Consider the following 13,307-nt stretch of genomic DNA (forward strand, 5'->3'; position numbering starts at 1 on the left):
CCTTTTGTTAAATATTTTTAAATTTAGAATAATAAAGCTTAACTTCTTCTTTGATTTGCTCACAAACTTGCGTTGTTTGTAAAGTTTGTCTTATAAAAGATGAAGAGATATTTACTTTAGTATCTAAAGTTTTAAAATGTTTTGGTATAAAAATATCATCTCTTTTAGCTATAACAAATTCTACCAAATTTTGCAATCTTTCAAATTCATGCCATTTTTCAAGACTTTGCAAATGATCAGCTCCTAAAATAAGATAAAATTTTGAACTTTCATATTGCTTATATAAAAATTCAACACTTTCTATACTAGGCACAGGTCTTTGCTTTTTTATTTCAAAATCACAAATTTCAACTTTTATTAAGCTTCCCCAAATTTCCTTGCACCATTTTAAGCGTCTTTGTTCATCTGCAGTAAATTCTTGTTTAAAAAGACTAATAAAAGTAGGCATAATAATGAGCTTATCAAGCTCTAAATTTTCTAATGCATTTAAGACTATAGCATTATGACCTAAATGAGGCGGATCAAAACTACCGCCAAAAAGTGCGATTTTCATTAAAATTTAACCTTTTTTTAGTAGAATTTTATCTACTTAATCATAAAAAGGAAATGAAAATGGCTGTAAAAGTTGCAATAAATGGCTTTGGACGCATTGGAAGATGTGTTGCAAGAATTATCATGAAACGCGATGATATAGAACTTGTAGCGATTAATGATACTACTGATATTGAACTCACAAAATATCTTTTTAAATACGACACCGTTCATGGGACATATGATGGTAGTGTTGAAAATGAAAATGATGATTTAATAATTGATAATAAAAAAATAAAAGTTTTAAAAAGTAGAAATGTGGCAGATTTAGACTTTGCAAAATATGGCGCACAAATTGTTTTAGAATGTACCGGTGCACACTTAACTATGGAAAAATGTCAAGGATTTTTAGATCATGGAGTGCAAAAAGTCATCATGAGTGCACCTGCAAAAGATAAAACTCCAACCTATGTTTTAGGAGTAAATGCACATGAATACAAAGGCGAAAATATCATCTCAAATGCAAGTTGTACCACTAACTGTCTAGGACCAATTTGTAGAGTTTTACAAGATAATTTTGGCATAGAAAAAGGTTTAATGACTACTATACATGCTTACACCAATGGTCAAAGTATTATCGATGCAAAAGCAAGAGATAAAAGAAGATCACGCGCTGCTGCACAAAATATCATCCCTACTTCTACCGGTGCAGCAAAAGCTATGAAGCTTGTTATGCCTGAACTTGATGGAAAATTACATGGTCAAAGCATGCGTGTGCCTGTAGCTGATGTATCAACTGTAGATTTAACTGCAACTTTAAAGAAAAAAGTAAGTAAAGAAGAAATTAATGAAGCCTTTAGAAAAGCAGCTGCTAGTAATTTAAAAGGCATATTATTAGTTGATGATGAAGAAAGAGTTTCAAGTGATTTTATAACTTGCTCTTATGGTGCAATTGTAGCAAGTGATTTAACTCAAGTTATTTGTGATGATTTTGTTAAAGTGGTTGCTTGGTATGATAATGAATGGGGTTATTCTTCTCGTTTAGTAGATATGGCAGTATTTATAGCAAAGGCTTAAGATGAGTAGTATTTTATCGATTAAAGATATTGATCTTGCAAAGAAAAAAGTATTTATAAGATGTGATTTTAATGTTCCTCAAGATGAGTTTTTAAATATCACCGACGATCGTCGTATTCGCTCGGCCATCCCTACTATAAGGTATTGTTTAGATAATGGCTGTGCAGTTATTTTAGCTTCACATTTAGGGCGTCCAAAAGAAATAGCTTCAAAATACTCTTTAGAACCAGTTGCAAAAAGACTTGCACGCTTAATGGCTAAAGAAGTCATCATGGCTAAAGATGTTATAGGTGAAGATGCAAAGAAAAAAGCTAGCGAATTAAAATCAAGTGGAATCTTACTTTTAGAAAATTTACGCTTTGAAAAGGGTGAAACTAAGAATGATGAAAATTTAGCCAAAGAACTTGCTTCTATGGCTGATGTTTATATTAATGATGCTTTTGGGGTTTGTCATAGAGCCCATGCTAGCGTTGAAGCTATTACAAAATACTTTGATAATACAAACAAGGGTGCGGGATTTTTACTCCAAAAAGAAATTGAGTTTGCAAGCAATCTTATCAAACACCCTGCGCGTCCTTTTGTAGCCGTAGTAGGTGGTTCTAAAGTAAGTGGAAAATTACAAGCTTTGACTAACTTACTTCCAAAAGTAGATAAATTAATCATAGGTGGAGGTATGGCCTTTACTTTCTTAAAAGCTCAAGGTTATGATATAGGAAATTCTCTTTTAGAAGAAGATTTAATTGAAGAAGCAAATAAAATCTTACTCAAAGGTAAAAATCTAGGTGTAAAAATTTACCTTCCTGTGGATGTTACAGCAGCACAAACTTGCTCCCAAGAAGCAGTAATGAAATACACCCCTGTGCAAGAAATTCCTGCAGGTTGGATGGGACTTGATATAGGTCCTGCTAGCGTAAGATTATTTAAAGAGGCACTTTCTGATGCTCAAACTATATGGTGGAATGGGCCTATGGGGGTTTTTGAAATCGATAAATTCTCAAAAGGTAGCATTAAAATGAGCCATTATATTAGTGAATCTCACGCAACAACTGTAATAGGTGGTGGCGATACTGCTGATGTTGTAGCAAGAGCCGGTGATGCTGATGAGATGACTTTCATTTCAACTGGCGGTGGAGCATCATTAGAACTTATAGAAGGAAAAGAACTTCCTGGTGTAAAACCTTTGACTATAAAGGATAATGAATGATTTTTGCAGCAAATTTAAAGTGTAATCATACAAGATCAAGCTTTGAACTTTATGCTCAAGAATTAAATCAAAATTTAAACAAAGAAGATGAAATTTTCATCTTCCCACCTAGCATAGCTTTTTTAAAAGACAATTTTTCATTTCAGCAAAGCGCGCAGAATTTCTACCCTTGCGAAAATGGAGCCTATACCGGAGAAATTGGTAAAATTCACTTAGAAGAATTTAATATCAAAAGTGTTTTAATAGGTCATTCTGAAAGAAGAGCTTTAAATGAAAATGAAAGCTTCTTAAAAGCTAAATTTGATTTTGCAAAAAATCTTGATTTTAATATCATTTATTGTATAGGCGAAAGTTTAGAAACCAAAAATACTAATAAAAGCTTAGATTTTTTAAAAAAACAAATTGAAAATATTGATTTATCTTATAAAAAACTTATCATAGCATATGAGCCTATTTATTCTATAGGCACAGGAGTTAGTGCTAATCTTGATGATATTAATACCATACTTAATTTTTTAAGAGAATTTACTAACGCTAAGCTTTTATATGGTGGAAGTGTTAATCAAAACAATATTAAAGAAATTTGTGCTTTAAAAAATTGTGATGGAGTATTAATAGGTTCAGCCGCATTAAATGCAAATGATTTTTTAAATATGATACAAATAGCCAAAGGTTAAAAAATGTCTTTAAGCAATGAAGAATTAAAAAGCATATTAGAGCGTAAAATTGCTCTATTAGAAAACTCGCATAAAGAAGAGAAAAATATCTCATTAGAAGCCGTAAATTCTATCATTAAAATTTTAGGTTTGCCAAATGATTTTAGCCCTTTAGCACATAGATATTTTCAACTTCACACCCCACCTAGTCTCATATGGCTTCATTTAAGTGAATGCACAGGGTGTAGTGAGAGTTTGCTTAGAACTTCATTGCCTGACTTTTTAGATCTGATTTTTGATTTCATTTCTTTAGAATATCATGAAACCTTTATGAGTGCAAGCGGACACCAAGCAGAATCGCATTTAGAGGAAGTTTTAGAAAAAAAAGATTTTCTTTTGGCCGTTGAAGGCGGGGTTTGTGCTATAGATCCTTTTTATCTAACTATAGGAGCACATGGTGAAAATGGATATGAAATTTTACAAAAATGTGCCAAAAATGCTAAAACAATCTTTGCTATGGGAACTTGCTCAAGCTATGGAGGAATTCAAGCTGCACATCCAAACCCTACCAAAAGCATAGGAATTTCTAAAGTCTTGGAAAAAAAAGTAATCAATATACCAGGTTGTCCTCCAAGTGATGTAAATATCATCGCAGCGCTTTGCTTTTATATATTATTTGAGCAAGACATGGCTTTAGATGAACAAAATAGACCTTTGGTTTTTTATGGTAAATGTTTGCATGATTTATGTGAAAGAAAAGCTAAATTTGAAGCAGGCAATTTTGCTCAAAGTTTTAACGATGAAAATATAAAACAAGGTTATTGTCTTTTTAAAGTAGGTTGTAAAGGACCTTATGCTTATAATAATTGCCCTAAGGTTAAATTTAACTCCAAAACCTCTTGGCCAGTAGCTGCAGGACATGGCTGTATTGCCTGTAGTGAAGAGAATTTTTGGGATGATTTTGGTTTTTATGAAAAACCTATGAGCAATGAATTTGCTTATAATAATTTTTCTATTATATTGGATAATAAAATAGTCCATAATAGCTCTAACAATGAGCTTAATTCAGATAATATTTTGTTAGATTTAGAAAGCGATATTAGTGGAATTTTTTATCAAAATGACACAAAGATTAATTTTTTAGACTTTAGTTTTGAAACTAATCCTAAAGTTTTTTTAAATAATTTTGCAAAAACTAAAATGGCTATGACTTTAGTACAAAACTATCAAGAGCAATTTAAAACATATTATAATTTTATACAAGAAAATTATAATAATGAAAGCAAAATTAGCAATAATATCTTAGATTTATTTTATTTTATATATCCTTTTATTAGCGGAAAAAAATTAAGCCATTTAGATGAGTTTTTAGATCTTGCTTTAGCTTATAAGTTCAAACATCCTAGCAAATTTGATTTTAAAACTACCATTAATAAACAAGCAAAGCTTGATATTTCTAAATCAATGCGTATGCCTTTGATTTATATTTTAGGTGGTTTAGATAAAGAAGCTATTGCTTTTGGATTGATTTTTTCTTTAAAAGAAAATTTAAAACAGGCTTTAAAAGCATGTAAAAATATACATAACAAAAAACAAATTTTAATACACTCAAATAATGAAAAAATACTAAAATTATTTTGGGATTTAACGAGTGTTTAAAGACTTAATGATAAAATATTTATCTCCCTAGTATTTGAAATTTGCAAAGCTTAAAAACTTTGCAAATTTATTTAAGATTTAGTTATTTTGACGATATAACTTTATCTTGATTTGAAAGGAACATTATGCAAATTTCTAGCTACAACTCTCAAAATTTTTCTATGGATATAAAAACAAAAAATGGCAATCATCTTTCTTTTTCTATGTACGATAAAAAAGAAGCAAAATTAGATAAAGATGGAAATTCAGCATCTTTGAGTTTAAGAAATCAATTTGGTTTTTCGTTTTCATATAGTGGCACAAAACTTTCACAAGAAGAAATTGAAGAAATTAAAGAAGCAGTAGCCAAAGTACAGCCTCAAATTGATGAATTTATGAAAAACTCAAGAGTAGGAACCTTAAAGCCAAAAGAGCTTATCACCACTGCGATGAAAATTGGCGATGCTCTGCCTATACCAAAAAATGAAGAGCATAAAAAAACAACCTTGCATGAGTTATTTAATATTATGGATAAAAGTTTAAATAAAGAAATGACAAAAACTGATCTTGAAGATATTAAAAAACAGATTTTCCAAGATAGTGCTAAATTATTAGAAGAAATTTGGAAGCAATATAACAATCAAGAAAAGAAAAAAGAAGAAGAAAATAATAAAGAATTTGGATTTTACGCTTAAGAAGGAAAATAAATGCAAGTAAAAGATATTTTAAAAAGCATGCTAGAACTCCAGCAAAAATTAAATGATGATACTAATGGTATAGGATGGGAAAATGGCTATACCAAAGAAGGTAAATTAATTAGCTTTAGAAGATGCATTTATATGGAGTGTGCTGAACTTATTGATTCTTTTGCTTGGAAGCATTGGAAAAGTATACACACTCCTGCAAACTGGGATAATGTATGTATTGAAATAGTAGATATATGGCATTTTATCTTGAGTTTAATTTTAGAAGAATACAAAGAAAAACAAATTAATGATAAAAATTTCATAGCAGAAGAAGTTTCTTCTGTAAGTTTTTTTGATGATTTTTGCAAAGAAACTTCTAATCCAAATGAAGCAGATATTTATGGAATTTTAAATGATATTGAGCTTATTATCCATAAATGCAGTGGATTTGATTATGATTTAGGTGAGCTTTTAAGTGTCTATTTTATTCTAGCTAGAAAATGTGGCTTAAATTTCTTTAAACTTTACAAAACATATATTGGAAAAAATATTTTAAATCAATTCAGACAAGAAAATGGCTATAAAGAAGGCACATATAAAAAAACATGGAATGGTGTAGAAGATAATGAAGTTTTAAATCAAATTTTAAAAGAAACCTTAGATTATAAAGAAATTTACAAAAAACTTCAAAATTATTACGATGAATTAAAATGAATATTTTATATCTAAGCTTGCAAAATTTTTTTAGTAAACCTTTTTTAAAATTTTCTTTTTTGCCTTTTTTTGTTAGTTTAATTATTTTAGCCTTGCTTGTATTCTACACCTATGATATCTTTTTTTCTTATATTGAAGATGTCATTAGCGGAACTTTCATGGCTTGGTTTTTTAGCTTTTCCATAGTACAATTTTCACTTACATTTTTGAGTGCCATAGGTGGATTTTTCATAGTAGTTTTTGCCTCAGTATTTTTATCCATGCTAATTATTTCTTTTTTAACGCCTTATATAGTAAAAAAAATAAATCAAAAATACTACAACTATTTCATACAAAAAGAAGTAAATTCTTTAGAAGTTTTACTCAAAACATTTAAATTTATATTGACTTTTTGCGTATTATTTATAATCGCTACTTTTTTACTAATCATACCTTTTATAAGTATTGTGATTTATTATGGAGTTTTTTATTATTTATTTCATAAACTTTTACTCTTAGATGTATTAAGCAATGTCTTGGATAAAAATTCTTTTAATAATTTTTATAAGAACTCTTCACCTTTGAACTTTAAAATAAGCACTTTAATATTTTTTATTTTATCAAGCATTCCTTTACTTGGACTATTTTTACAAGTATTTTATGTAATTTTTTTAACTCATTTAAGTTACCAAAAGATCTTAAATTTAGAAGCTAAAAATAATGGATGAGAGAATTAAAAAATTCATTCATTCTCAAAAACTCTTAACCTTGAGCGTGCAAGATAATGATGAAATATATTGCGCAAGTTGCTATTATACTTTTGATGATAAAAATCTTGCATTGATTTTTGCTAGCGAAGAACATACTAGACACATTCGGCTTTCTTATAAAAATCCAAAAGTAGGAGTTAATATAGCACTAGATACAAATATTATCAATCTTATTAAAGGAGTGCAAATTAAAGCTATTTTTAGAAAAGCTACCGCAGAACAAGAAAAAATATATTATGAAAAATTTCCCTTTGCAAAACTTGCAAAAGCTTGTATTTTTACTCTAAATATACAATGGGCAAAATATACCGATAATAAAATTCTACTTTCTAAAAAATTAGAATTTTTTATTTAAAAATATCCTAAAAATATAATATTTTTTAATAAAAATTAATTTTTTTATAATTTTTTAAATATTTTTTTAATAAAATTATACAAACCATCATAATCATAAAGTCAAATATTGACTTTGTCAAGGAGAAAAAATGCTCTCTTCTATTAAGAAATACCTACTAGGTAATTTTTCCAACAAAATAGCTTTCTTAGTTTGTATTTTTGTTGTAGTTTTGCTATGTGTTTTAGGTTTTTTTAATTATGTTAAATCTAAATCCAATAGCCATACACTGTTAGTTCAGTTTCAACAAAAGGTTGCTTTTGATGTGAGTAAAAGATTTGATTTATACGCAAGCGATAGGCGCAATATGATCAATTCTTTAACAAAATACATCAAAGAAAATAAAAATAATCTAAATTCAATACAATATACTAGTTTATTAAATTCTATAGGAAATTCTTTGGGTTTTGATTTAACCTATGTGGGTTTTGAAGATGGAACTATATTTAGATCAAATGGCAATAATCAAACTCCAGAAAGTGGTTATGATCCTAGATCTAGAGGATGGTATAAAGAAGCCAAGGAAAAAAGAGAATTAATTGTCACAGATCCTTACATATCATCTAGTATGCAAAAACCAACCATTTCTTATGCTAGTCCTATTATAGACAATGGAAAAGTTATAGGTGTAGTTGCTGCTGATTATGATTTGAAAAAATTCTCAGAAGAAGTTTTGGCTATAGGTAAAACACCTTATTCACATGCTGCTGTTTTAGCTGATGATGGAACTTATCTTTTTCATACCGATTCTTCCAAAATCTTAACCTCAACTAATATTAGTAAAGATATTATTTCAAATTATTTTAAAACAACTGAAGGTGCAAACAAAAGTCTTTCTAGGGATATTTTCAAAATTCAAACTAAAGAAGAAGGGATCAAAGCTTTAATTTGTAATGGTAGTATCAATCCAAAATATACTATTTGCTCTATAGCTGATTATGATTTTTACAGCGATACAGCTAAACAAACACTGATGGAACAAATTATTATTTCCTTAATTGCTATTTTTATTACTTTGATTTTTATTAGAATAATCATTTCTTATAATCTTAAGCCAATTGCTATTATATCTTCAGGCTTGCATAATTTCTTTAACTATTTAAATCATAAAGACATTCATTCACACCCTATTAAACTAAAAACTCAAGATGAATTTGGGAAAATGGCTGATGAGATTAATGAAAATATTAATATTATCAAAGAGGCTTTAAGTAAAGATGCAAAAGCTATTGAAGAATCTGTAAATGTTGCTAGAAAAATAGAAACAGGTGAGCTTAATTTACACATTAGCTCTCATGCTAACAATCCACAAATTCAAGAACTCATAGATGTTTTAAATAAAATGCTTGATACTTTACAACAAAAAATTGGTAATAATTTAAACGAAATTCAAGCGGTATTTGATAGTTATAAACAATTAGATTTTACTGCAGCTATTAATACCCCAAAAGGCGATGTTGAAAAAGCAATCAATGCCCTTGGGAATGAAATCAAAAACATGCTTTCAAAATCACTAAACCAAGGTGAGTTATTAAATCAAAAAGCCGAAGCACTCAAACAAAGTATGCATGAACTTACAAATGATGCCACACATCAAACCTCATCATTACAAGAAAGTGCAAGAGCTTTAGAGCAAATGAATTCAACTATGAGTGAAATTTCTATCAAAGCACAAGATGTAGTTAAACAAAGTAATGATATTAAAAGTGTTACCACTATGATTTCAGATATTGCTGATCAAATTAATCTACTTGCATTAAATGCAGCTATTGAAGCAGCTCGTGCAGGAGAACATGGTCGTGGCTTTGCTGTTGTTGCTGATGAAGTTAGAAACTTAGCAGAAAGAACTCAAAAGTCTTTAGGTGAGATTGAAGCTAATACTAATATCTTAGCCCAGTCTATAAATGATATGGGTGAAGCTATAAAGGAAGAAGCTAATGATATTAGCCAAATTAATGAGTCAGTGGCTACTATAGAAAAACTTACACAACAAAATTCTCAAACAGCAATACATACAAATGCTATTGCAAATGAAGTAGATTCTTTAGCACAAGATATATTAAGTGAAACAAAAAAAAGAAAATTTTAAAAGATGCCTTTTTGGCATCTAGATTTAAGAAAAAGAAGGTTTAATTTGTTCTAACCAAGCATCAATTCTACTTTCGGTTAAATCCTCATGGTTATCATTATCTAATGCAAGCCCTACAAATTTATCTCCTTCTACCGCATCACTTGATTCAAAAGTATAACCACCTGTAGAAACTGAACCTACTAAATTTGCACCTGCTGCTTTTAAAGCCTGAGCAAGTTTTCCCATAGCACTACAATATGTATCTGAGTAGCTTTCACTATCTCCCATACCAAAAACTGCAACGGTTTTTCCACTAAGATTTAAAGCTGAAAAATCAAAACTATCCCAATCATCTTGAAAATCTCCACTTCCCCAAGTAGAAGTTCCGCAGATTAATTTATCATAAGAATTGATTTTTTCTGCATTAATATCTGCAATATTTAACACATCTGAAATTCCTAATTTTTGAGCGATCATATTTGCCGCACCTTCGGTATTTCCCATAGAGCTACCATAAATTACTGCTACTGACATTTAACATCTCCTTAAAATTTGATTATTAATAGTATAGGGAACTAATTTTAGCAAAGTTTTGTTATTTTCACATAAATTATGTCTTATTTCTTTATGTTGAGTAAAATTTTTATTTCTTGGATACACAATATAAAATATTTCAAAAACATTTTTTTTGATAATTTGCAAAGCTAAATTTATATCCTTTTTATTATCTTCAAAAAAAGAAGGCATAATAGCCATTTTATCATTGATAATAATGATATTTTCTTGAATATCTACCCTAGCCTTTACATTGCTTTTACAAATTTTATCATACACAAAAGACTCAAAAGCCACCTGTGGATCTAAGATAAAATTTGATGACATAAAAACATTTTGTATTAATCTAGCTAAAGCATATTTTGGCATCTTTGCTTCAAGCTGTAATTTATTTAAATTTCCTTCTTTATATGCTTTGATGATTTTATGAGAATATGGACAAAATTGTTTTATTTTACTAAATTTCAAAACCCTTTCTGTGATCATATTTTGGATTTTTAACTCAAAAATATTTCTTAAACTAGTAGCTTTTTTTGCATAAATATAAGGTATTTTTAGATCATTTTCCACCAAAGAATTATACAAATTCAAAAAAATAAAATTAATATTTTCTTGTTCTAAATCTCTAAATATTTTAGGTACCAAATCCTCTTTGTTATTAAAACCAAACATGTTATGCCTTCTTTGTACATTCATAAGTTTGATCAAGACCAAAAACCTTACAATATTCACAATATACACAACTCACACTGCGTTTAGCACAAACCAAAGGTATATTGCGTTTTTTTGCCTCTGTTTTAATTTTTTTCATGGTGTTGTGATTTAAAAAACTAGTAAGCATGACTATGCATTCAGTATTTTGTGGAATGGGTTTTCTATTTACCCTATTTTCATTTCTAGCATCCCAATGCTCTATACTTTTTGCGCCTAAATTTGTCAAAACTGCCTTAATTGGAGCAATTTCATCTGCACCTATAACCAAAACTGACATTGAGCTTTCCTTTTATAAAAATGATAATTGTTATTATAATTTATAAAAGATAAATTTTAACTGATACTCAATATCAATTTTTAAAATTATGTATTATAGGTTTGATCAAAAATATCTGCGTGTAAAATCTCTTCTAAAACCACTGTAGCATATGAACCTTTTTGCAAGAAAAATTCTAAAGTAAAATGAGCTTTTTCTTCATCATAATAACTTTTACAATCTTGCAAATAAGACCACATAAAGCGTCTTGAACCTTGCATTTTATCTTTAAACTCATATGCAAAAGAAAAAATCTCATCTTCTAATTTTTTAGCTAGACCTTCATTTGTTTCATAAGCTTTAGAGCCTATTAAAAGTCCCATAGAACTAATATCTTTTTGATTAAATCTTTCTACTTCACTTGGCAAATCTTCACATACAAAGCATTTACCAAAAGGATAATGCCCTAAAACTTCACCTTTTAAAAGCTTAAAAAACTGCTTTTGATTTTTTAAACTTTTGATTTCATCTTTATCTAAATCATAAATTTGTTTTATTTCTTTTTCACTAAAATCATTGATAAAATGTGATAATTCCACCCTTTTACTCAAATATCTGTTAAAAAGTTCGCTTTGAAAGGCAGAAATTAAAAATTCTTGTATTTTTTTATTTTTGATTTTTTTACCTTTTAAAATTTCTAGTCCTTGTAAAAAATTATCTTGAAATTTACCAAAACGCTGATATCCAAAATAATTAGCAAAACCTTGTTCTTGGATATTTTTGAAAGCTTGTTCTATTTTTAAAGCATCTACTTTTGAAACTTTTTTTAATCTTATAAAAAATGAATTTCCTTTTAAATGCCCTATTCTAAGTTTATTATCATGATAAAAACTTTCTAAAATTTTCATCTTCTCATGTTTAAAATTTTTTAAGCCCTCTTCAAATTTTTTAGGCATAGAAATATATTGAAAAGTTAAGCCTTGTTTATCTTTTAAACCACTATAACCAAAATCTCTCATTTTAACACCGCTTTGCTCACTTAAAATTCTCAAAGCTTCACTGGTGCTTAGATCTTTTTTTTGTATATGTAAAATAAGATGTTCACCTTTACCACTAAATTCATACAAAGGCTTTTCTCTTACTACAAAATCATTACTATTTTTTGAAAAATACACATTTATCGGGCTGTGTTTTAAAGTATATAAGGGCTTAAAAATGATGTTCTCTTCCATAAAATTTATACCTTCCTGTTGTTGTTTTTGCAAAAATATTTAGTTTAATTCTATGTTTTTTAGCCATATTTTGTATAAATACTTTATGTTTTTTATCAAAAGCAAATAAAATTTCATACTCTTCTGCACTATTTAAGCTAAATTTATCTAATTTTTTAAGAAATTTTATACCAAGTTGATTTATAAAGAGCATTCTCGATAGATCCTTATTTAAACCATCTGAAATATCCATACTTACTCTGACTTTTTTTGCTATATCATAAAAAAATTTCTGCCTTAAATTTGGTTTTATAAAACGATGTTTAGAATGTAATTTTCCACCGCGAAATAGTATATTTAAACCTTTTAAACTCTCACCTAATTTCCCACTAAAAGCAAGCAAATCTCCCTTTTTTAAACCTTTTCTAAAAATAGCCCTTTTATTCACTTTAGAAATAATAGTTATACTAATATTAATTTTCCTATCTGCTATAGTATCTCCGCCTATAATTTGCACCCCAAATTCTTTTGCGCTATCTAGCAAGCCTTTTTGCAAAGCTTTAACTTGTTTCATTTCTAAACATTTTGGTAAAGAAAGCCCTAAAAGAGCGTATTTTGGTGTAGCATTCATAGCAATTGCATCAGAAATATTAACGAGCATAGCTTTTGCACCAATTTGCTCTAAACTCATCCAAGAGCGTTTAAAATGCACATCCTCACAAAATAAATCTTTAGAATAACAATATCCATCGATGATTGCTCCATCATCTCCGTTGATAGAATTTGCAAAAGCATTTATAATAAATTTTTCTTTATCCATGTGAATATTTTATACAAAAAGCTTTTAATTT

At 28.5% G+C, this 13,307-nt stretch carries 15 protein-coding genes and 1 pseudogene; 10 read left to right on the top strand and 6 right to left on the bottom strand.

Going from position 1 to position 13,307, the window contains the following annotated elements; genetic code table 11:
• Nucleotides 1-7: 7 nt before the first annotated feature.
• Entirely contained in the window at nucleotides 8-553 is a 546-nt protein-coding gene (nadD, locus tag L8W57_RS04110) for a nicotinate (nicotinamide) nucleotide adenylyltransferase (RefSeq protein ID WP_133319355.1), read from the bottom strand.
• A 59-nt stretch (nucleotides 554-612) separates the two neighbouring features.
• On the opposite strand from nadD, the gene gap reads away from it, so the two are divergent.
• From gap to L8W57_RS07940, 10 genes and pseudogenes are all read left to right on the top strand, one after another.
• Nucleotides 613-1,608, top strand: coding sequence for a type I glyceraldehyde-3-phosphate dehydrogenase (gene gap / locus L8W57_RS04115; RefSeq protein WP_133319356.1), 996 nt, complete (start codon nucleotides 613-615; stop codon nucleotides 1,606-1,608).
• 1 nt (nucleotide 1,609) lies between these two features.
• Nucleotides 1,610-2,812 (top strand): phosphoglycerate kinase, encoded by a 1,203-nt coding sequence (locus L8W57_RS04120; RefSeq protein ID WP_263662057.1) that lies wholly within the window; start codon nucleotides 1,610-1,612, stop codon nucleotides 2,810-2,812.
• Nucleotides 2,809-3,489, top strand: coding sequence for a triose-phosphate isomerase (locus L8W57_RS04125; RefSeq protein WP_263662059.1), 681 nt, complete (start codon nucleotides 2,809-2,811; stop codon nucleotides 3,487-3,489). The genes L8W57_RS04120 and L8W57_RS04125 overlap by 4 nt, the downstream gene beginning before the upstream one ends.
• Before the next feature lie 3 nt (nucleotides 3,490-3,492).
• Complete coding sequence (locus L8W57_RS04130) at nucleotides 3,493-5,127, top strand: hydrogenase small subunit (RefSeq protein WP_263662060.1); 1,635 nt, start codon at nucleotides 3,493-3,495, stop codon at nucleotides 5,125-5,127.
• Between the two features lie 125 nt (nucleotides 5,128-5,252).
• Nucleotides 5,253-5,801 carry an ATP-binding protein gene (locus tag L8W57_RS04135; protein ID WP_263662061.1) on the top strand — a complete coding sequence of 183 codons (549 nt, stop codon included), beginning with the start codon at nucleotides 5,253-5,255 and terminating at the stop codon, nucleotides 5,799-5,801.
• Nucleotides 5,802-5,813: 12 nt separating this feature from the next.
• Nucleotides 5,814-6,506 carry a dUTP diphosphatase gene (locus L8W57_RS04140; RefSeq protein ID WP_133319361.1) on the top strand — a complete coding sequence of 231 codons (693 nt, stop codon included), beginning with the start codon at nucleotides 5,814-5,816 and terminating at the stop codon, nucleotides 6,504-6,506.
• Entirely contained in the window at nucleotides 6,503-7,213 is a 711-nt protein-coding gene (locus L8W57_RS04145; RefSeq protein WP_133319362.1) for an EI24 domain-containing protein, read from the top strand. The genes L8W57_RS04140 and L8W57_RS04145 overlap by 4 nt, the downstream gene beginning before the upstream one ends.
• Nucleotides 7,206-7,610: a hypothetical protein gene (locus tag L8W57_RS04150; protein ID WP_263662062.1), complete on the top strand. Its 405-nt coding sequence runs from the start codon at nucleotides 7,206-7,208 to the stop codon at nucleotides 7,608-7,610. The genes L8W57_RS04145 and L8W57_RS04150 overlap by 8 nt, the downstream gene beginning before the upstream one ends.
• A 346-nt stretch (nucleotides 7,611-7,956) precedes the next feature.
• A pseudogene (locus L8W57_RS07935) lies at nucleotides 7,957-8,412 on the top strand (PDC sensor domain-containing protein); the annotation flags it as partial.
• Nucleotides 8,413-9,213: 801 nt separating this feature from the next.
• On the top strand, nucleotides 9,214-9,738 hold the full coding sequence (locus L8W57_RS07940; RefSeq protein WP_393921402.1) for a methyl-accepting chemotaxis protein: 525 nt from the start codon (nucleotides 9,214-9,216) through the stop codon (nucleotides 9,736-9,738).
• Nucleotides 9,739-9,762: 24 nt separating this feature from the next.
• Here the strand turns inward: L8W57_RS07940 and fldA are convergent, their stop codons facing one another.
• The 5 genes from fldA to L8W57_RS04180 all read right to left on the bottom strand — a co-directional run bounded on the left by fldA (nucleotide 9,763) and on the right by L8W57_RS04180 (nucleotide 13,276).
• Nucleotides 9,763-10,254, bottom strand: coding sequence for a flavodoxin FldA (gene fldA, locus L8W57_RS04160; RefSeq protein WP_133319365.1), 492 nt, complete (start codon nucleotides 10,252-10,254; stop codon nucleotides 9,763-9,765).
• Nucleotides 10,255-10,947 carry a hypothetical protein gene (locus tag L8W57_RS04165; protein ID WP_133319366.1) on the bottom strand — a complete coding sequence of 231 codons (693 nt, stop codon included), beginning with the start codon at nucleotides 10,945-10,947 and terminating at the stop codon, nucleotides 10,255-10,257.
• A 1-nt stretch (nucleotide 10,948) separates the two neighbouring features.
• Nucleotides 10,949-11,266, bottom strand: a complete 318-nt coding sequence (locus tag L8W57_RS04170; RefSeq protein WP_263662065.1) for a DUF2325 domain-containing protein — start codon at nucleotides 11,264-11,266, stop codon at nucleotides 10,949-10,951.
• An 86-nt stretch (nucleotides 11,267-11,352) separates the two neighbouring features.
• Nucleotides 11,353-12,486, bottom strand: a complete 1,134-nt coding sequence (gene truD / locus L8W57_RS04175) for a tRNA pseudouridine(13) synthase TruD (RefSeq protein ID WP_263662107.1) — start codon at nucleotides 12,484-12,486, stop codon at nucleotides 11,353-11,355.
• Nucleotides 12,455-13,276 (bottom strand): thiamine-phosphate kinase, encoded by an 822-nt coding sequence (locus tag L8W57_RS04180; RefSeq protein WP_263660509.1) that lies wholly within the window; start codon nucleotides 13,274-13,276, stop codon nucleotides 12,455-12,457. Before L8W57_RS04180 ends, truD begins: the two co-directional genes overlap by 32 nt.
• Nucleotides 13,277-13,307 lie beyond the last annotated feature (31 nt).

Source organism: Campylobacter sp. IFREMER_LSEM_CL1890 (assembly GCF_025772045.1).
In the GTDB taxonomy this organism is placed as follows: Bacteria; Campylobacterota; Campylobacteria; order Campylobacterales; family Campylobacteraceae; genus Campylobacter_D; species Campylobacter_D lari_D.